General features: G+C 71.8%; 15 protein-coding genes. All 15 read left to right on the plus strand.

Features of this window, described 5'->3' with window-relative positions:
• Positions 1-2: 2 nt before the first annotated feature.
• The 15 genes from asnB (at position 3) to rfbC (ending at position 19,332) form a co-directional block, all read left to right on the plus strand.
• Positions 3-1,940 carry an asparagine synthase (glutamine-hydrolyzing) gene (gene asnB / locus QQM39_RS06995; protein ID WP_301995750.1) on the plus strand — a complete coding sequence of 646 codons (1,938 nt, stop codon included), beginning with the start codon at positions 3-5 and terminating at the stop codon, positions 1,938-1,940.
• 110 nt (positions 1,941-2,050) lie between these two features.
• Positions 2,051-4,231, plus strand: a complete 2,181-nt coding sequence (locus tag QQM39_RS07000) for a bi-domain-containing oxidoreductase (protein WP_301995751.1) — start codon at positions 2,051-2,053, stop codon at positions 4,229-4,231.
• The gene (locus QQM39_RS07005) at positions 4,228-6,198 is read left to right on the plus strand and encodes an alginate lyase family protein (RefSeq protein WP_301995752.1); all 1,971 of its coding nucleotides are present in this window, start codon (positions 4,228-4,230) and stop codon (positions 6,196-6,198) included. Before QQM39_RS07000 ends, QQM39_RS07005 begins: the two co-directional genes overlap by 4 nt.
• 47 nt (positions 6,199-6,245) lie before the next feature.
• Complete coding sequence (locus QQM39_RS07010; RefSeq protein WP_301995753.1) at positions 6,246-7,775, plus strand: right-handed parallel beta-helix repeat-containing protein; 1,530 nt, start codon at positions 6,246-6,248, stop codon at positions 7,773-7,775.
• A gap of 1 nt (position 7,776) precedes the next feature.
• Positions 7,777-9,036 carry an O-antigen ligase domain-containing protein gene (locus tag QQM39_RS07015; RefSeq protein ID WP_301995754.1) on the plus strand — a complete coding sequence of 420 codons (1,260 nt, stop codon included), beginning with the start codon at positions 7,777-7,779 and terminating at the stop codon, positions 9,034-9,036.
• Positions 9,037-9,038: 2 nt separating this feature from the next.
• On the plus strand, positions 9,039-10,283 hold the full coding sequence (locus tag QQM39_RS07020; RefSeq protein ID WP_301995755.1) for a glycosyltransferase: 1,245 nt from the start codon (positions 9,039-9,041) through the stop codon (positions 10,281-10,283).
• Positions 10,280-11,515 carry a class I SAM-dependent methyltransferase gene (locus tag QQM39_RS07025; RefSeq protein ID WP_301995756.1) on the plus strand — a complete coding sequence of 412 codons (1,236 nt, stop codon included), beginning with the start codon at positions 10,280-10,282 and terminating at the stop codon, positions 11,513-11,515. Before QQM39_RS07020 ends, QQM39_RS07025 begins: the two co-directional genes overlap by 4 nt.
• An 11-nt stretch (positions 11,516-11,526) precedes the next feature.
• Positions 11,527-12,321, plus strand: a complete 795-nt coding sequence (locus QQM39_RS07030; RefSeq protein ID WP_301995757.1) for a sugar phosphate nucleotidyltransferase — start codon at positions 11,527-11,529, stop codon at positions 12,319-12,321.
• Positions 12,318-12,965, plus strand: a complete 648-nt coding sequence (locus QQM39_RS07035) for a PIG-L deacetylase family protein (RefSeq protein ID WP_301995758.1) — start codon at positions 12,318-12,320, stop codon at positions 12,963-12,965. The genes QQM39_RS07030 and QQM39_RS07035 overlap by 4 nt, the downstream gene beginning before the upstream one ends.
• Before the next feature lie 3 nt (positions 12,966-12,968).
• Positions 12,969-13,994 (plus strand): NAD(P)-dependent oxidoreductase, encoded by a 1,026-nt coding sequence (locus QQM39_RS07040; RefSeq protein ID WP_301995759.1) that lies wholly within the window; start codon positions 12,969-12,971, stop codon positions 13,992-13,994.
• Positions 13,995-14,014: 20 nt separating this feature from the next.
• Positions 14,015-15,289: a DUF4910 domain-containing protein gene (locus tag QQM39_RS07045; protein WP_302003505.1), complete on the plus strand. Its 1,275-nt coding sequence runs from the start codon at positions 14,015-14,017 to the stop codon at positions 15,287-15,289.
• The gene (locus QQM39_RS07050; RefSeq protein WP_301995760.1) at positions 15,286-16,584 is read left to right on the plus strand and encodes a hypothetical protein; all 1,299 of its coding nucleotides are present in this window, start codon (positions 15,286-15,288) and stop codon (positions 16,582-16,584) included. The genes QQM39_RS07045 and QQM39_RS07050 overlap by 4 nt, the downstream gene beginning before the upstream one ends.
• Positions 16,581-17,546: a glycosyltransferase family 2 protein gene (locus tag QQM39_RS07055; RefSeq protein WP_301995761.1), complete on the plus strand. Its 966-nt coding sequence runs from the start codon at positions 16,581-16,583 to the stop codon at positions 17,544-17,546. Before QQM39_RS07050 ends, QQM39_RS07055 begins: the two co-directional genes overlap by 4 nt.
• Positions 17,543-18,784 carry a polysaccharide pyruvyl transferase family protein gene (locus QQM39_RS07060; RefSeq protein ID WP_301995762.1) on the plus strand — a complete coding sequence of 414 codons (1,242 nt, stop codon included), beginning with the start codon at positions 17,543-17,545 and terminating at the stop codon, positions 18,782-18,784. Before QQM39_RS07055 ends, QQM39_RS07060 begins: the two co-directional genes overlap by 4 nt.
• Entirely contained in the window at positions 18,781-19,332 is a 552-nt protein-coding gene (gene rfbC / locus QQM39_RS07065; protein ID WP_301995763.1) for a dTDP-4-dehydrorhamnose 3,5-epimerase, read from the plus strand. The genes QQM39_RS07060 and rfbC overlap by 4 nt, the downstream gene beginning before the upstream one ends.
• Positions 19,333-19,335 lie beyond the last annotated feature (3 nt).

The following is a 19,335-nucleotide window of genomic DNA, read 5'->3' on the forward strand; positions in this document are numbered from 1 at the left end:
ACATGTGTGGCATCGCAGGTACTTACCGATGGCCGGACGGGAAGCTGGTGACCGACCGGCTCACCGAAACCCTCGCCCACCGCGGTCCGGACGGGGCGGGCCGGTACGGCCACTTGGTCGGTGATGGCGAAGTGCACCTCGGGCACCGCCGACTCGCCGTCATCGACCTGTCCGAGACCGGCGCCCAGCCGATGGTCTCGGACGGCCTCGCCCTGACGTACAACGGCGAGCTGTACAACGCGCCCGAGCTGCGTGCCGAACTGGCAGCCGCCGGGGTGCGCTTCCGCGGTACCTCCGACACCGAGGTGCTCCTCGAGGCCTGGCGGCGCTGGGGCACGGACTGCCTGCCCCGGCTGCGCGGCATGTTCGCGTTCGGGATCTTCGACGAGCGCACCGGTGAACTGGTGCTGGCCCGGGACCAGTTGGGCATCAAGCCGCTGTTCCTGCTCCGGCGCGGCGAGGGGCTGGTGTTCGCCTCCGAGCTCAAGGCGCTCGCCGCCGCGACCGGCGGGTCGCTGGAGGTGGACCATGCGGCACTGGTGGCCTCGCTCCTCTATTACTGGGTGCCGGACTCACGGTGCGCGTTCCGAGAGGCGGAGAAGCTGCCGCCGGGGAGCTGGCTGCGGTGCCGGCCCGACGGCCGGGTGGAGCGCGGCCGGTTCTGGAACCTGAAGGACGTCGCCGCCGAGGGCCGGGAGCGGGCCCGCAGCGGCGAGCGGCCGGACCTTGCTGCCATCGTCGAGGAGTCGACTCGGCGGCACCTCCTCTCCGACGTGCCCGTGGCGACCTTCCTCTCCGGCGGCCTCGACTCCAGCTACCTGACCGCGCTGGCGGCCCGCCACCAACCCGGGATCTCCGCCTACACGATCGGGTTCCGCGCCGAGGACGCCAAGTTCGAGGCGATGCCGGACGACCTGCGCCATGCCCGGCAGGTGGCCCAGCGCTTCGGCGTCGACCTGCACGAGATCGAGATCGCCCCGAACGTGCTCGACCTGCTGCCGCAGATGACGTACCACCTGGACGAGCCGATCGGCGACCCCGCCGCGATCAACACCTTTCTGATCTGCTCGGCCGCCCGGGAGGCCGGCGTCAAGGTGATGCTCTCGGGGATGGGCGCCGACGAGCTGTTCGCCGGGTACCGCAAGCACCTGGCCAACCTGCTGGCGCTGCGCTACCAGCGCGTCCCGCGCCCCCTGCGGCGCGGTCTGTCCAGGGCCGTGGACCGCCTGCCGGTCGCCACGTCCCGTCGCGGCTACCGGTCGGTGCGCTTCGCGAAGCGGTTCCTCTCCTTCGCCGATCTGCCGGAGGAGACCGCGTTCCGGCGCAGCTACACCATGTACGACCAGGCCGAGCTGCTCGCCCTGCTCGATCCGGACCTGGCCGGGACGGTCGACGACGTGCTGACCGAACACGCGGACGTCTACCAGGACAACGACCTCGACGACTTCGTCAACCGCATGTGCCTGACCGACGCCCGGATGTTCCTGCCGGGCCTGAACCTCACGTACACGGACCGGTCGAGCATGGCCGCGTCGACCGAGGTGCGGGTGCCGTACGTGGACGTCGAGGTGGTCAAGGCGGCGTTCGCCGTGCCCGGTGATCGCAAGATCGTCGGACGGCAGGGCAAGGCAGTCCTCAAGGAGGCGGCCACCTCGGTCCTGCCCCGGGAGATCGTGTACCGGCCCAAGGGCCTGTTCAGCGCCCCGCTGCGCGCCTGGATGAGCCGGGACCTGGCACCCCTGGTGCGCGAGGTGGTCAACGACGGCTTGCTCGTCCGCTCCGGGATCCTGCGCCGCGACGCGCTGGCGCGGATGGTCGCCGAGGACGCCGCTGGGCAGCGGGACTTCTCCAAGCATCTGTGGCATGTGCTGACCCTCGAGTACTGGTATCGCGACGCGACCTCTGGGTCCGGCCAGAGCACTCGGTCAGGGCCCTTCTGATGGATATCCGCGGGAGAAGGAGCGGCGTTCGGTGCGTGCGTGCCGGGCGTCGCGACGCCGCGGAGATCCATCAGAAGGGCCCTAGCGGCTTAGGAATCAGAGGAGTTCGGGTGAAGCAGGTTGTACAGAACTACAAGAGCGGCGAGCTGGCGGTGCTCGACGTGCCGGTGCCGGGGTGCAAGCCGGGCGGTGTGCTGGTCCGCAGCGCCTACTCGCTGATATCCACCGGGACCGAGCTCATGAAGGTGTCCGAGGCCGGCATGTCGATGCTGGGCAAGGCCCGCTCCCGCCCTGACCAGGTGGCCAAGGTCATGCAGAGCGTGGCCACCAACGGGGTGCCCGCCACCTACCGCAAGGTGATGGGCAAGCTGGACTCCTACACGCCGCTGGGCTACTCGCTGTGCGGGGTGGTCGAGCAGGTCGGCGCCGGCATCGACGACGTGAAGGTCGGCGACCTCGTGGCCTGCGCGGGCAACGAGCACGCGCTGCACGCCGAGCTGAACTGGGTGCCGAAGAACCTCTACGCCCCGGTGCCGGACGGCCTCGCGCCGCGGCACGCGGCCTTCGGCACCGTCGGGTCGATCGCGTTGCAGGGCGTCCGCCAGGGCGAGTCACAGCTCGGCGAAGTGGCGCTGGTCATCGGCCTCGGGCTGATCGGGCAGCTGGTGGTGCAGCTCCTCGCCGCCTCGGGGGTCCGCGTCGTCGGGGTCGACCCCGACCCGGCGCGCTGCGAGCTCGCCGAGCGTCTGGGCGCCGCGGCCTGCGGCGATCCCGCGTCCGCGGCCGTGGAAACCGCCGTTGCCGAACTCACCGGCGGACACGGCGTGGACCAGGTGTACCTGGCCGCCGGCGGCGGCAGCAACCAGCCCGTCGAGCTGGCCGCCCGGCTGAGCCGGGACCGCGGCCGGGTCGTCGACATCGGCAAGTGCCGCCTGGACCTGCCGTGGAACGCGTACTACGAGAAGGAGCTCGACGTCCGGTTCTCCCGCAGTTACGGCCCCGGGCGCTACGACCCGGAGTACGAGCTGGAGGGGCGGGACTACCCGATCGGCTACGTGCGCTGGACCGAGCGCCGCAACCTGGCGTGCTTCCTCGATCTCCTCGCCCGCGGCAGCGTCGACGTGGAGCCCCTGGTCTCCCACATCGCCGACTTCGACGACGCCGTAGAGACGTACCAGAGCCTGAAAGACGGCGACTTGAAGGCCGTGGCCGTGCTGTTCCGGTACCCCCGACAGGAGGGGGAAGCGGAGGAAGCAGCGGCCCCGGCGGTGGCCGTGCCCGCGGTGAACGTGAAGCGGGCTCCGGCCCGGGCCGCCAGGACGCCGGTGCGCCTCGCGTTCGTCGGCGCGGGCAACTACGCGACGTCGATGCTGCTGCCGCACCTGGCACAACGCGACGGCGTCCAGCTGTCGACCGTCGTCACCACGACGGCGCTCTCGGCGGCCAACGCGCGGCGGAAGTTCGGCTTCGCCGAGGCGACCACCGACCTCGACGCCGTGCTCGGCGACAAGTCCATCGACGCGGTGTTCGTCGTCACCCGGCACAGCTCGCACGCCGAGCTGACCCGGAAGGCACTGCTGGCCGGCAAGACGGTGTTCGTGGAGAAGCCCTTGGCGCTCACCGAGGACGAGCTGGCCGGCGTGCTCGCGGCGGTGGAGGAGTCCGGCAACGACCGGCTGCAGGTGGGCTTCAACCGCCGGTTCGCGCCTCTTCTGCAGGAGGCCAAGAAGCGGTTCGGCGCCCGGACCGGGCCGGCGAGCCTGCGCTACCTGGTCAACGCGGGCCGACTGCAACACGGCAGCTGGTACCTCCAACAAGGCACCGAGGGCTCGCGGTTCGCCGGCGAGGGCGGGCACTTCATCGACACGGCGAGCTGGCTGCTCGACGCCGACCCGGTGTCGGTGTACGCGGTCGCCCCGTCCGGCAACGAGGACCTCCAGGTCGTGCTGCGCTACCCGGACGGGTCCACCGCCACCATCAGCTACGTCACCACCGGACCGGCCGGCCTCCCCAAGGAGACGCTGGACCTGGTCGCGGACGGCAAGGCGCTGCGGCTCGACGACTTCGTCCGTGCCTCGGTGTACGGCCGTAAGCGGTGGGTCAGTTCGCGGCTGCCCAAGGCCCGGGACAAGGGCCAGAACGCCGAGCTGGCCGCGTTCATCAAAGCCGTGCGGACCGGCGGGCCGATGCCGGTGCCGCTGGGGTCGCTGGTCGCCACCACGGCGGCCACCCTCGCCGTGCGGGCCGGCCTGGCGGCCGGTGCCCCGGTGACGTTGGCGGGGGCGCGATGACGATGAGCGCGGGCTGGTACCTGCGGCGGCTGTCGCGGATGGGGCCGCAGGAGGTCGCGGGCCGGATGGGTGACGCGGTGCGCCGGCGGCGGTGGCGGTCGGCGCGGCCGGACTGCCCGACCGTGACCGGCGCCCGGTTCACCGCGGTACTTCCTGCCGGGACGATCGCCGCCATACCTCCGGACGCCGCCAAACGTCTCATCGCCGAGGCGGACCGGCTGATGTACGGGCACGTCGAGTATTTCGGGGTGGTCCGCGACGACCTCGTCGACCCGGACTGGTGGTGCGACCCGAAGACCGGGCGCCGGGCTCCGTGGGGCTACGCGTTCGACGTGCCGTACCGGAACGAGGACGCGGTCGGGGACATCAAGCAGATCTGGGAGCTGTCCCGGCATCAGTACCTCACCGTGCTCGCCGCCGCCTACGCGATCACCGGGAACGAGCGGTACGCCGAGCGCGTGGCCGAGCACCTGCGGTCATGGTGGGCGGCCAACCCACCGCTGCGCGGGGTGCACTGGATCAGCGGCATCGAGCTGGGGATCCGGCTGCTGTCCTGGGTGTGGATCCGCCGGCTGCTCGACGGCTGGCCGGGCGCGGCCGGGCTGTTCGAGGGCAACCCGGTGGCACTGAAGCAGATCTGGCACCATCAGCGCTGGCTGGCCGCCTTCCCAAGCAAGGGGTCTTCGGCGAACAACCACGTCATCGCCGAGGCCGCAGGGCAGTTGGCCGCGGCCTGCGCGTTCGGATGGTTCCCCGCCTCGGAGCGTTGGCGGGCCGACGCGCTGCGGTCGCTGGAGCGGCATCTGCGCGGCAACACCTTCGCCTCCGGCCTCAACCGCGAGCTGGCCACCGAGTATCACGGCCTGGTGCTGGAGCTCGGCCTGGCCGCGGTGGCCGAGGCGGATGCCGCCGACGTGCCGGTCCCCGCGTCCATCCGGCTGGTACTGCTGAGGATGACCGACGCGCTCGCGGCCATCGTGGACAGCCGGTTACGGCCCCCGCGCCAGGGGGACGCGGACGACGGGCACGGTCTGGTCGTGGACGGCGCGGGCACCGACCGCTGGGCCTCTCTGCTGGCCACCGGGGACGCCGTGTTCGGCCGGCTCACCTGGTGGCCGGCGGTGACCGGCACCGATGTGCGCACCCCGCTGCTGGCCGCGCTCATCCGACCGTACGCGAACGATGGAACGGCACCGGCCGTGACCCGCCCGGCAAGCCGACCGGCTCATTTCGCCGACGCGGGCATGACCATCCTGCGCGGTCCGGAAGAGATCTGGTGCCGCTGCGACGGTGGTCCGCACGGCTTCCTGTCCATCGCCGCGCACGCCCACGCGGACGCGCTGTCGGTGGAGGTCCGGCACGACGGGGTCGATGTGCTCGCCGACCCGGGGACGTACTGCTACCACGGGCAGCCCGAGTGGCGGCAGTACTTCCGGTCGACCCTCGGCCACAACACCCTGCGGCTGGACGGCGGTGACCAGTCCGTCTCCGGCGGCCCGTTCCTGTGGACCCGGCATGCCCGCAGCCGCGTGCTGGCCGTGGACACCTCCGGCGAGGGTGTGGCCCGCTGGTGTGCCGAGCACGACGGTTACCAGGGCTCCGTGCACCGCCGCCGGGTGGAGCTGACGGCCGCGAGCCAGGAGCTGCGGGTGGTCGACGAGGTGCGCGGCCCGCGCCGGGCGGTGCAGCTGGCGTTCCACCTCGGCCCGGCGATCGCCGCGGACCTGGTGGGGAACCGGGCCGTGCTCACCTGGACCCGGGACGGCGAGGGGCGTTCCGCGGTGCTCGACCTGCCCGGGCAGCTGAACTGGCGGGCGCATCGCGGCGAGAGCGACCCGCCGCTGGGCTGGTACTCCGCCGGATTCGGGCGCAAGGAACCCGCCACCACGCTGATCGGCACCGGCTTCGCCGACGGCGCGGAGGGCTTCACCACCGTGCTCAGGTTCCGCGGCTTGGGGGTGTTGTGAAAGTCCAGTGCTGTGCGGGGCTTTCACAACACCCCCGAAGGGGGCGCGTGGGGGTCATGAGGCGGCATTTGGCGTTGGCGGCGGCACCGCTGGCGTTGGCCCTGCTGGCGGCGACCGGCTGTGAGAGCACGAGCACGTCGGACGCCGGGGCCAAGCCGACCGCCGCGCCGTCGTCCACGCCCGTGGCCCGGGTGTGCGCCAAGCCCGCGGCCGGGCCGGCGAAGGCGCCGGCGGGCGCGGTGACCGTCGACCCCTCGGTGGTCGGCGACCTGGCGGCGAAGACCAGGAGCAGCCCCCCGAACACCACGTTCTGGCTACGACCGGGCAAGCACAGGCTCGACCCGGACCGCTACGCCCAGGTCATCCCCAAGGAGGGGAACCGCTACCTCGGTGCGCCGGGTGCGGTGCTCGACGGCCGGAAGAAGAACCAGTACGCGTTCGGCGGCAGTGCCCGCGATGTCACCATCCGCCACCTGACCGTGCAGCGCTTCGTCGCACCGCCGGACGAGGGCGTGGTCAACCATGACTCGGCCGACGGGTGGGTGATCGAGCACGCGACGATCCAGGACAACTCCGGTGCCGGACTGATGGCCGGTGCCCGCCAGCGGGTCCGCGCCAACTGCCTGCGCGGCAACGGCCAGTACGGCATGAACGCTTACAAGGCCGGCGACCGTATCAGCGGCCTGGTGGTCGAGGGCAACGAGATCGTGGGCAACAACACCGACGACTGGGAGCGGCGGCGGGAAGGCTGCGGCTGCACCGGAGGCATCAAGTTCTGGGCCGTCAACGGCGCCGACGTGCGCGGCAACTGGGTGCACGACAACCGCGGAACAGGGTTGTGGGCGGACACCAACAACAACGACTTCCGCATCGAGAACAACGTGCTCGAGGCCAACGACGGTGCCGCCCTGATCTACGAGACCAGCTACAACGCGGTCATCCGGAACAACACGATCCGGCGGAACAACTGGGTCGAGGGCCGCAGGGAGGCCGACCGCGGCGACAACTTCCCCTACGCGACGGTCTACCTGTCCGAGTCCGGCGGCGAACCACGGGTCAAAGCCCGCACCGACAAGATCGAGATCTACCGGAACGTGCTGGAGAACAACTGGTCCGGGATCACCCTGTGGGAGAACGCCGACCGGTTCTGCAACAGCCCGGCCAACACCTCGTCCGGTGACTGCACATTGCTGGTGAAGAACACCGACCGCTGTGCACAGCCGGCGATCGCCACCGCACCGCTCTACGCCGACTGCCGGTGGAAGACCCAGCGGGTGGACATCCACGACAACCGCTTCGTGCTGGACAAGTCCGTCGTCAAGTGCACGGTGCAGTGCGACCGCATGGCAGTCCTTGCCAACTACGGCACCTATCCGGACTGGTCGCCGTACCAGGGCGAGAAGGTGGCCGAGGCGATCACCCGCGAGCAGCACAACCGCTGGCACGACAACGCCTACGTCGGAGCCTGGAAGTTCGTCGCCCACGACCCGAGCCGGGTGCTCACCTTCGGGCAGTGGCAGGGCAAGCGTTACCGGCAGGACGCGGGCAGCACCCTCGACCCACGGGCCGGTGGTTGAGATGGGCACGCAGCCCGCCGCCGAGCCGCGCCCGGACGGCACACCGAAGATCGTCGGGATCGTCTGGGGGTTGCTGATCCTCAACACGCTCGGCTCCGCCGGGGCGAAGACCATCGTCCCGCTGCCGCGCTCCCTCATCCAGATGGTCACCATGGGCGCGCTGGTCGCCGCGTTCACGCTGGCGCTCGCCGTCAACCCCCGGCTGCGCATCCGGGCCGGCGCCTACGTGTTCCTGCTGACCTTGCTGCTGGTGCCGAGCGTGATCTCCAGCGTGAACCTGGAGTCCGGGTTCGGCGCGCTGTTCCGCTGCGCCCGGCTGGCTCTCTTCGTCGGCACGCTGTGGCTGCTCAGCCGCTGGTGGGACGGCGGCCTGACGTTCGTCCGGCACCACATCCGGATGTACTTCGCGGTGCTCGGATCGGTGGCCGCGGGTCTGGTCATCTCACCGGGCGCGGCCATGCCCGAGCTCTACGGCGGACGCCTGGTCGGCGCGTTGTGGCCGCTCACCCCGCCGCAGATCGGCCAGTACGCGGCGGTGATCATCGGGCTCACCGTGCTGCTCGTACTGGGCCGCCGGACCGACAGGGCCAGTGCGGCGGTGGTCCTCGTGCCGTCACTCGTCCTGCTCGCGCTGACCCATACCCGGACGGCCACGCTCGGCCTGTTCATCGGGCTGGCGTTGGCGATCGGCTCGCTCATCCTGACCAGCGCCGCCGCCCGCCGGTTCTTCACCTGGGCGGTCCTGTGCGCCGCGGTGGCCGCGGTGGGGCTCGGCTCCGCGCTCCAGGCGTGGTTCCTGCGCGGACAGAGCCAGGAGAACTTCACCAGCCTCACCGGTCGGGCCAAGGTCTGGGACGCCTTGCTGGCGGAGCCCCGGACGACGGCGGAGAAGGTGTTCGGCATGGGCCTGGGCGACAAGTCGTTCGGCGGGCTGCCGATCGACAACAGCTGGCTGGCCGTCTACCAGGAACAGGGCGTGATCGGCGTCGCCCTGGTGGCGGCGGTCATCATCGTGCTGGGCGGCGTCGCGTTGCTGCGGCCACCGTCGCTGCAGAGGGCCTGCGCGATCTTCCTGATCAGCTACTGCGCGATCGCGTCGTACACCGAGGCCGGCCTTGGCGACGCCTCGCCGTATCTGCTGCATCTGGCCCTGGCCGCCTCGCTGTTGGCGGCACCTGCCGAGGCCGCCACGCCCCTCGCGACGCCCGACGTCCCGCAACGACACATCCCGCGCTGGGCCCGGAGATCGGAGGTGACGTGAGCATGCACGTCCTTGTGGTGCACAACCGCTACGCCTCGGCGCAGCCGAGCGGGGAGAACAAGGTCGTCGACCAGGAGGTGGAGTTGCTGCGCGCGGCCGGCCACCGGGTCGAGATGTTCGAGCGGCGCAGCGACGACATCGCCGCCCGGTCCCTGCTCGGCAAGGTGGCGGTGCCGCTCCTCGTGCCGTGGAACCCGGCGGTCCGCACGGAACTCGCCGCCCGGCTCCGCGCCGAGCGGCCGGACATCGTCCACGTCCACAACGTCTTCCCGCTCCTGTCGCCCGCGGTCCTGGCCGCCTGTGCCGACGCCGGCGTGCCCGCCGTCGCCACGCTGCACAACTACACCCAGGTCTGCCCGCCCGGCACGCTGCAGCGGGACGGCCGGCCGTGCACCGAGTGCGTCGGGTCGGCGGCGCCGCTGCCCGCCGTCCGGCACGGCTGCTACCGGAACTCCCGCCTTGCGACGGTGCCGCTCGCGGTCGGCCTGTCGGTCAACCGGCGGCGGTGGTGGTCCGGCGTCGAGCGGTTCTTCTGCATCTCCGCGGCGCAGCGCGACGTCCTGGTACGGGCCGGCATGCCCGCCGAGCGGCTGGTGGTGAAGCACAACTTCGTGCCCGACCCGGATGACCGCCGATCAGGTGCCGGCGAGCATCTGCTCTGTCTCGGCCGGCTCGCGGAGGCCAAGGGTGTGCGGCTGCTCATGGCCGCGTGGGACGAGATCGCAGCGAGCGGCGGTGTGGGCGTGCCGCTCGTGATCGCCGGCGCGGGGCCGCTGGAGCGAGAGGTGACCGCCTGGGCGGCGGGCCGGGACGACGTGCGCTACGTCGGCCTGTACGACACGGCGGAGTGCCGGAAGGCCATCGCGCACTCGGTCGCCGTGGTGGCTCCCTCGACGTGGCTGGAGGCGTTCGGGCTGGTGGTCGTGGAGGCGATGGCGGCCGGGGTGCCGACCGTCGCCGCCGGTCACGGGGCGTTCGTCGAACTCGTCGAGGACGGCGTGACCGGGCTGCTGCACCGGCCGGGCGAGCCCGCCTCGCTCGCGTCCTGCATACGCCGGATCGCGGCCGAGCCGGCCCGCAACCGGGAGATGGGCCAGGCGGCCCGGCGCCGTTACGAGCAGGGTTTCAGCCCGGCCGTCGGCCTGGAGCGCCTGGTGGAGGAGTACCGCACCGCGATCGCGGGGCGGTCAGCACTGGCTCGCGGCGGGGACACCCGCGCGAGCAGGGGGGATGGGGACAGTAGATGACACGATGCCGACTCTGCGGCTCGGAAGCGATGGCGAGCGTCGTCGACCTTGGGGCGACGCCACCATGTGAGAGCTTTCTCGCCGCGGACCAACTGGACCAGCCGGAACCGGCGTACCCGCTGCACCTGCGGGTCTGCACCGACTGCTGGCTGGCGCAGATCCCGCCGCTGATCACGCCGGAGGAGACGTTCACGCACTACGCGTACTTCTCCTCCTACTCGACCTCCTGGGTGGAGCACGCGCACACGTTCGTCACCGACGCCGTACAGCGCCTCGATCTCGGCCCCGACGCCTTCGTGGTCGAGGTCGCGAGCAACGACGGGTACCTGCTGAGGCACGTGGTGGACCGGGGGATCCGCTGCCTCGGCATCGAGCCTTCGGTGAACGTCGGCGCCGCGGCGCGGGACGCCGGCGTACCCACGCGCACGGAGTTCCTGAGCCCGGAGACCGGCTCGGCCGTCCGCGCCGAACACGGCCCGGCGGACCTGGTCGTGGCGAACAACGTGTACGCGCACATCCCCGACGTGGTCGGGTTCACCCAGGGGCTGCGCGCCCTGGTCGCCGACGACGGCTGGGTCTCCATCGAGGTGCAGCACCTGCTGACCCTGATCGAGGAGAACCAGTACGACACGATCTACCACGAGCACTTCCAGTACTACACGGTCGCGTCCGCGATCCGAGCCCTTGCGAGCGGCGGACTCGCGCTCGTGGACGTCGAGTTGCTGCCCACGCACGGCGGCTCCATCCGGCTGTGGGCCCGGCCGACCGAGGTGGCCGGCGAGCCGACGCAGCGGGTGGCCGACGTGCTGGCCCGGGAGAAGGCCGCCGGGCTGCAGGAGCTGTCCGGGTACACCGAGTTCTCCGCCCGGGTGGCCACGGTGCGCCGGGACCTGCTGCGGTTCCTCATCGAGGCGGCCGAGCGCGGCGAGACGGTCGTCGGCTACGGCGCCCCGGGCAAGGGCAACACCCTGCTCAACCACTGCGGTATCCGGCCCGACCTGCTCCCGTACACGGTCGACCGCAACCCCTACAAGCACGGCAGGTTCACCCCGGGCACCCGCATCCCGATCCTGCCGCCCGAGCAGATAGCCGCCGACAAGCCGGACTACGTCCTCGTCCTCCCGTGGAACCTGCGGGCCGAGCTGGTCGAGCAGCTGTCCTTCGTCCACGACTGGGGCGGCCGGCTGGTCTTTCCCATCCCGGAACTGAGCATTGTCGAGGTCGCGTCTTGAAAGGGCACAGCATGAAGGTCGTTCTGTTCTGCGGCGGTTACGGGATGCGGATGCGCAACGGAACCTCCGACGACGTGCCCAAGCCGATGGCGATGGTCGGCCCGCGACCGCTGATCTGGCACGTCATGCGCTACTACGCGCACTTCGGGCACACGGAGTTCATCCTGTGCCTCGGGTACGGGGCCCACCACATCAAGGACTTCTTCCTCAACTACGAGGAGACGACGTCCAACGACTTCGTGCTGAGAGGCGGGCGGACCGAGCTGCTGTCCACCGACATCTCGGACTGGACGATCACCTTCGCGCAGACCGGCGTCGAGTCACCGATCGGGGAACGGCTGCGCCGGGTGCGGCACCACCTGGACGGCGACGAGATGTTCCTCGCCAACTACGCCGACGTGCTCACCGACGCCCCGCTGCCGGAGATGATCGACCGGTTCGCGCGGCGCGACGCGGGCGCGTCGATGATGGTGGTGCCGCCGCAGTCGTCGTTCCACTGCGTGGAGCTGGGCGAGGACGGCCTGGTGGGCGGCATCACCGCGGTGAGCGAACTGCCGCTGTGGGAGAACGGCGGCTACTTCGTGCTCCGCCAGGAGGTCTTCGACCACCTCCCGGAGAACGGGGACCTGGTCGCCGACGGATGCGCCCAACTGGCCAAGCGCGGACGGTTGGTGGCGCACCGGCACCGCGGCTTCTGGAAGCCGACCGACACCGTGAAGGAGCGGGCCGCGCTCGACGAGGCCTACGCCCGGGGCGACCGCCCGTGGGCCGTGTGGGAGCGGGACAGCGCGGCGGTGAGCGCGTGATCCGGCTCGGGGCCGGGCGCGTGGACCGGATCGTCGCGGTGGGCGCGCACTGCGACGACATCGCCATCGGCGCCGGCGGCACGCTGCTGACGCTGTGCCGTGCGCGGCCGGGTATCCGGGTCGACGCGCTGGTGCTCTCCGGCGGTGGCAGCGAGCGGGAGCAGGAGGAGCAGGCCGCGCTCGCCGCCTTCTGCCCGGACGCCGACCTGCGGCTGACCGTGCACAAGCTGCCGGACGGCCGGCAGCCCGTGCACTGGGACGAGGCCAAGGCCGCGGTCGAGGAACTGCGCGCGCAGACCGACCCGGATCTGATCCTGGCCCCGCGCACCGACGACGCGCACCAGGACCACCGCGGCCTGGCGCAGTTGATACCCACCGCATTCCGCGACCACCTGGTCCTCGGCTACGAGATCGTCAAGTGGGACGGCGATCTCGGCCGGATGGCGGCGTACCAACCGCTGTCGCCGGAGATCGCCGAACAGAAGGTACGGCTGCTGCAGGAGCACTACCCCTCGCAGCGACACCGGCCCTGGTACGACCGCGAGGCCTTCCTCGGCCTGGCCCGGATCCGCGGCATCGAATGCCACGAGCGCTACGCCGAGGCGTTCGCCGTCACCAAACTCACGCTCGACCTGGGGGAATGAACCTTGCGCGTACTACTGACCGGACACCAGGGCTACCTGGGCACCGTCATGGCCCCTGTCCTTGCCGCCGCCGGGCATGAGGTCGTCGGCCTCGACGCCGGCCTGTTCGCCGACTGCGTGCTGGGCCCGACGCCCGCGGACCCGCGGGGGCACCGGGTGGACCTGCGTGACGTCACGGCCGAACACGTCGCCGGGGTCGACGCCGTGATCCACCTCGCCGCGCTCTCCAACGACCCCCTGGGATCGCTGGCGCCCGAGCTCACCTACGACATCAACCACCACGCGTCCGTACGGCTGGCCCGGCTGGCCCGCGACGCCGGAGTACGGCGCTTCCTGTACGCGTCGACCTGCTCGGTCTACGGCGCCGCCGGCGGCGACGACCTGGTGGGCGAGGACGCCCCGCTGCGCCCGGTGACGCCGTACGCGGAGTCCAAGGTGCGAGTGGAGGACGACCTGCACGCCCTGGCCGACGGCGACTTCACCCCGGTGTTCATGCGCAACGCCACCGCCTTCGGCTACTCGCCCCGACTGCGCGCCGACATCGTGCTGAACAACCTGGTGGGCCACGCGCTCCTGTCCGGCGAGGTGCTGGTGCTCTCCGACGGCACCCCTTGGCGCCCGCTGGTGCACGCCGCCGACATCGCACGGGCCTTCACGGCCGCGCTGACCGCGCCGCGGGAAGCGGTGCACGACCGGGCGTTCAACATCGGCAGCGAGATCAACAACGTCACGGTCGCCGAGATCGCCGAGCAGGTCGCCGAGGCGGTCTCCGGCTCCAAGGTGGTGATCACCGGCGAGACCGGGGCCGATCCGCGGTCGTACCGGGTGGACTTCTCCCGGTTCCGCGCCGCGGTGCCCGGCTTCGACTGCGAGTGGACGGTGAAGCAGGGCGCGCTCGAACTCGCCGACGCCTACCGGAAACACGGGCTGACCCGGGAGGACTTCGACCGACGCTTCACCCGCCTTGCCGTGCTGCGCGCGGCGTCCGGCGCCGGTGCCGTGGACGACACCCTGCGGTGGCGCGGATGACCGCGGCCGGCGAACAGCCGATGACCTCGGCCGGCGACGAGATGTACGCGCTGGTGGAGCGGCTGTACCCGCTGTGCCGCAGCATCACCGGCGACGGTGTGCGCGCCACCCTGGACATCGTCGGCGAGTACGTCCCGCTGCAGGTGCACGAGGTGCCGACCGGGACGCAGGTGCTCGACTGGACGGTGCCGCAGGAGTGGAACATCCGGGACGCGTACATCGCCGACGGCGCCGGCCACCGGGTCGTGGACTTCGCCGCGTCCAGCCTGCACGTGCTCGGCTACAGCGTGCCGGTGTCGGCGACCATGCCGCTGTCCGAGCTGCGTGAACACCTGCACACCCTGCCGGAGCACCCGAACTGGGTGCCGTACCGCACCAGTTACTACAAGCCGGAATGGGGCTTCTGCCTGGCCCAGGAGACCCTGGACGCGCTGCCGGACGGCGAGTACGAGGTGCGCATCGACTCCACACTCGCCGACGGCCACCTCACCTACGCCGAGCACGTGGTCCCCGGTCAGGTCCCCGACGAGGTGATCGTCTCCTGCCACGTCTGCCACCCGTCGCTGGCCAACGACAACCTGGCCGGCATCGCGGTGGCGACGTTCCTGGCCCGGGCGCTGGCACAGCAGACGCCGTACTACACCTACCGGTTCCTGTTCGCGCCCGGCACCATCGGGGCGATCACCTGGCTGGCCCGCAACAAGGAGCGGGTGGAACGGGTCAAGCACGGGCTCGTGCTGGCCTGTGCCGGCGACCCGGGCCAACTGACGTACAAGCGGAGCAGGCGCGGCGACGCGGAGATCGACCGGGTGATGCGGCATGTGCTGGCCGCCTCCGAACGCCCGCACCACGTCACCGAGTTCACTCCGTACGGCTACGACGAGCGGCAGTTCTGCTCCCCCGGCTTCGATCTCGGCGTGGGCTCGCTCACCCGGACCCCGTACGCCGGCTACCCCGAGTACCACACCTCGGCGGACAACCTGGACTTCGTCTCCCCGGGGGCGATGGCGGACACCCTCGCCGTCTGCCGCGAGGCGTTCGCCGTCCTCGACCGCAACCGGCGGTACCTCAACCTCAGCCCCTACGGCGAACCACAGCTGGGCCGACGCGGGTTGTACGACGCGCTCGGCGGCCGCAGCGACACCAAGCAGGCCCAGATGGCCATGCTCTGGGTGCTCAACCTCTCCGACGGCGAGCACGGTCTGCTGGACGTCGCCGAGCGGTCCGGGCTGCCGTTCGACACCGTCGCCACCGCGGCCGACGCCCTGCACGGCGCCGGGCTGATCAAGGCATGACGCCGATGACCACCGAGGGGGCGAAGACGACGACACCGGCGGGATCCGCCCGGCGGGGCATCGTCGGCCGACTGTCCTGGGGACTGGCCGACCAGGCGGCCTCCAGCATGACCAACTTCGCGGTGGGGATCTACGTGGCCCGCTCGCTGGGGCTGACCGCGTTCGGCGTGTTCAGCCTGGCCTGGGTGACCTACGGCGTGGTGCTCAACGTCTCCCGCGGGCTGGCCACCGATCCGCTCGTGGTGCGCTTCAGCGGCGTGTCGGACGCGGCCTGGCGCGGGGCGGTGGCCCGGTCGTCGGGTACCGCACTCGGCGTAGGCGCAGCCATCGGTGCGGTGTGTCTGGTGGTCGGGCTCGGTCTCGGCGGCCGCGTGGGACCCGCGTTCGCCTGCCTCGGCGTCATGCTGCCGGGGCTGCTGTTGCAGGACGCCTGGCGGTTCTCCTTCTTCGCCGCCGGCGCCGGGCGGAAGGCGTTCGTCAACGACGTCGTGTGGGGCGTCGCGCTCGTCCCGGCCATGGTCGTGGCGGCCCGCGTGGGCAGCGTGGCCGCTTTCGTGCTCGCCTGGGGCGCGTCCGCCACGGTGGCGGCGGCGTACGGCTACCTCCAGTCCGGCATCCGGCCCCGGGTGACCGGGGCGCGCGGGTGGCTTCGCGAGCAGCGCGATCTCGGCTCGCGGTACCTGGTCGAGAACGTCAGCCTCAGCGGCGCGAGCCAGCTGCGGGCCTACGGGCTCGGCGCGATCGTCGGGGTCGGCGCGGTGGGTGCGGTGCGGGGCGCCGAGCTCCTGCTCGGCCCGTTCCTCGCCGTGCTGATGGGCCTTTCGCTGGTCACCGTCCCGGAGGCGGCACGGGTGCTGCGGCGGACGCCGCACCGCCTCGGCGCGTTCTGCCTCCTGCTGGGTGGCGGGCAGGCCGCCGCCGCGCTGCTCTGGGGCGGGGCGCTGCTGCTGATGCCGGACCGGCTCGGCGAGTTGGTGCTCGGCGGCGTCTGGAGCTCTGCCTCGGAGCTCATCGTGCCGGTCACCCTCGGCGTCGCGGGCGCCGGCCTCGGCACCGGCGCGGCGGCCGGGCTGCGCGCGCTCGGCGCGGCCCGGCGCAGCCTGCGTGCCCAACTGTTCGCCTCCGCCTGCTACGTCGGCGGCGGGCTCGGCGGGGCGGCCCTGGCCGGCACGGTCGGCTCGGCCTGGGGGGTCGCCGCCGCGACCGTCTGCGGCTCGGCCGTGTGGTGGCTGCAACTGCGGTCCGCCCTGCGCGAGCACCACCACGACCCCATCCCCGAAGTGAGGACCTCATGACCGACCGACCCAGGCTGAGCATCGGCCTGCCCGTGTACAACGGCGAGGAGTACCTGGCCGAGGCGCTCGACGCCCTGCTCGGCCAGACCTACGAGGACTTCGAGCTGGTCATCTCCGACAACGCCTCGACCGACGGGACCCAGGACATCTGCCGCGCGTACGCGGCGCGGGACTCGCGTATCCGGTACATCCGGCTGACCCGGAACATCGGCGCCGCGCCGAACCACAACCACGTGTTCACCGAGTGCCGCGGCGAACTGTTCAAGTGGGCCTCGCACGACGACCTTTACGCCCGCGACCTGCTGCGGCTCTGCGTTCAGGCGCTGGACGAGCGGCCGGACGTGATCCTCGCGCACTCCGGCCAGGCCGTCATCGACGGCGACGGCCAGGTGAAGGTCCCGTACGAGTACGGGCTCGCCACCGACTCGCCGCACGCGCCGGAGCGCTTCCGCAGCCTGCTGTTCGAGCCCGGCGGCGACGACTTCTACGGGGTGATGCGGGCCGACGTGCTGCGCCGGGTGAAGCCGCACGACAGCTACCACCACGCGGACCGCACGTTCGTCGCCGAGATCACCCTGCACGGGCCCTTCCACCAGGTGCCGGAGCTGCTGTACTTCCGCCGCGACCATCCCACCCGCGCCGAGCGGGCGAACCCTTCCAAGCGCTCCCGGTGCGTCAACCTGGACCCGCGCCGGGCCGGACCGCTGCACCCGACGCCCCGGCTGCTCGCCGAGTACGTCTGGGGCTTCGCCTCGGCGATCCGGCGGGCGCCGTTGTCGCCGGCCGACCGGCGAGCGTGCTACCGCCACCTGACCGCATGGATGACCAGCCGGGTCCGGCCGGGCGCCGGCGAGCGGGTCGAGGACCGCGCCCCGGTCGACCCGGGCCGGCTCACTGTCTCCGTCGACGCCCTCGTCGCCGGCCGTGAAGCTCGTGAAGCTCGTGAAGGGAGGCAGGCATGACGTCCGCGGACGAAACCCCGGTCCGCGTCGGGGTGTTCGGCCTGCTCGGCTCCGGCAACCTCGGCAACGACGGGTCCCTCGAAGCCGTGCTCGGGTACCTCCGCGCCGAGCACCCGGAGGCGGTCGTGGACGCGCTCTGCGGCGGACCCGAGGCCGTCGCGGCCCGGTACGGGATCCCCGCGACGCGGCTGCACTGGTACCGCGGGGAGTACCGGACCGCGTCGCGTGCGGGCGCGATCGCGGCGAAGGGGCTCGGCAAACTCGTCGACGTCTTCCGCACCGCCGCCTGGGTGCGTCGGCACGACGTGGTGATCGTGCCGGGCATGGGCGTCCTGGAGGCCACGCTGCCGCTGCGGCCGTGGGGCTTGCCGTACTCGCTGTTCCTGCTCTGCGCGAGCGGCCGGCTGCTGCGCACCCGGGTCGCGCTGGTCGGCGTCGGCGCCGCCCCGATCGGCAACCGGCCGACCCAGTCCCTGGTGCGCTGGTCGGCACGCCTTGCCTCGTACCGCTCGTACCGGGATACCCAGTCCCGCGACGCGATGCGGGCGATGGGCGTGGACACCGCGCGCGACGAGGTCTACCCGGACCTCGCGTTCGCCCTGCCGACGCCACCGGCGGGCACGCCCTCGGGCACGGTGTGCGTCGGCGTCATGGACTTCCACGGCGGCAACGACGACCGCGCCCGGGGCGAGGAGATCCACCGGCGCTACCTCGACGGGACAACCGCATTCGTTCGCGCGCTGATCGCGGACGGCAGGCAGGTCCGGCTGCTCACCGGCGACGCCTGCGACGCGCCGGTGGTCACCGCGATCCTCGACGCGGTGGACTCGCCGCTGGTCACCGCCGCCGAGACGGCCTCCCTCGCCGACCTGATGAAGGAGACGGCGGCCGCCGACACCGTGGTGGCGACCCGCTACCACAACCTGATCTGCGCGCTGAAGGTCGGCACACCGACCCTCGCCCTCAGCTACGCGGAGAAGAGCGACGCGCTCATGGACCGGATGGGTCTTGCCGCGTACTGCCACCCGGCGCGCGAGGTCGACGCCGACCGGTTGCTCGACCAGTTCCGGGCGCTGGAGAAGCGGTCGGCCGAGCTGCGGCAGACCCTCGCCGAGCGAAACCTGGTAGCCGCCCGGCAACTCGAGGACCAGTTCACCGAGTTGACGGCGGCCCTGTTCCCGACGGCCGATCACGCCCACGCCCAAGCCCACGCCCGCACTCGGCAGGAGACTCCGTGAAAGCCATCGAAGTCCCGGAGATCGCGGGCGCGTACCTCTTCGAACCGACGCCGTACGCCGACGAGCGCGGCTTCTTCTGCCGCACCTTCGACGCCGACGTAGTCCGCTCGGTGGGCCTCGACCCGCACGCCTTCGTCCAGGACAGCCTGTCCCGCTCTGCCCGGGGCGTGCTGCGCGGCCTGCACCTGCGCGCGGGCGCCGGCGAGGCCAAGCTGGTGCGATGCTCGTACGGGAGGATCTTCGACGTCGTCGTGGACCTGCGGCCGGACTCGCCGACATACCGCAACCGGGCCTTCTTCGAGCTGTCCGACGAGACGCAGACGACCCTGTACATCCCGGCGGGATGCGCCCACGGCTTCCAGGCGATGACCGAGACCGCCGACACCTCGTACCGGATCGACCGCCCGCACGATCCGGCCGAGGACGTGACGATCGCCTTCGACGACCCGGAGCTCGCGATCCCCTGGCCGCTGCCGGTCACCTCGATGTCCCAGCGGGACCGGGAGGCGCCGAGCCTCGCCGAGGTCCTGAAGCAAAGAGAGAAGTGAGGT

Source organism: Streptomyces sp. DT2A-34 (genome assembly GCF_030499515.1).
Classification (GTDB): domain Bacteria; phylum Actinomycetota; class Actinomycetes; order Streptomycetales; family Streptomycetaceae; genus Streptomyces.

What these genes read in the sequence shown, in the direction of transcription:
- QQM39_RS07045 (WP_302003505.1), top strand. Translation starts at nt 14,015, where the DNA reads ATGACCTCGGCCGGCGACGAGATGTACGCGCTGGTGGAGCGGCTGTAC.
- QQM39_RS07015 (WP_301995754.1), top strand. Translation starts at nt 7,777, where the DNA reads ATGGGCACGCAGCCCGCCGCCGAGCCGCGCCCGGACGGCACACCGAAG.
- QQM39_RS07030 (WP_301995757.1), top strand. Translation starts at nt 11,527, where the DNA reads ATGAAGGTCGTTCTGTTCTGCGGCGGTTACGGGATGCGGATGCGCAAC.
- QQM39_RS07050 (WP_301995760.1), top strand. Translation starts at nt 15,286, where the DNA reads ATGACGCCGATGACCACCGAGGGGGCGAAGACGACGACACCGGCGGGA.
- QQM39_RS07060 (WP_301995762.1), top strand. Translation starts at nt 17,543, where the DNA reads ATGACGTCCGCGGACGAAACCCCGGTCCGCGTCGGGGTGTTCGGCCTG.
- asnB (WP_301995750.1), top strand. Translation starts at nt 3, where the DNA reads ATGTGTGGCATCGCAGGTACTTACCGATGGCCGGACGGGAAGCTGGTG.
- QQM39_RS07005 (WP_301995752.1), top strand. Translation starts at nt 4,228, where the DNA reads ATGACGATGAGCGCGGGCTGGTACCTGCGGCGGCTGTCGCGGATGGGG.
- QQM39_RS07055 (WP_301995761.1), top strand. Translation starts at nt 16,581, where the DNA reads ATGACCGACCGACCCAGGCTGAGCATCGGCCTGCCCGTGTACAACGGC.
- QQM39_RS07020 (WP_301995755.1), top strand. Translation starts at nt 9,039, where the DNA reads ATGCACGTCCTTGTGGTGCACAACCGCTACGCCTCGGCGCAGCCGAGC.
- QQM39_RS07025 (WP_301995756.1), top strand. Translation starts at nt 10,280, where the DNA reads ATGACACGATGCCGACTCTGCGGCTCGGAAGCGATGGCGAGCGTCGTC.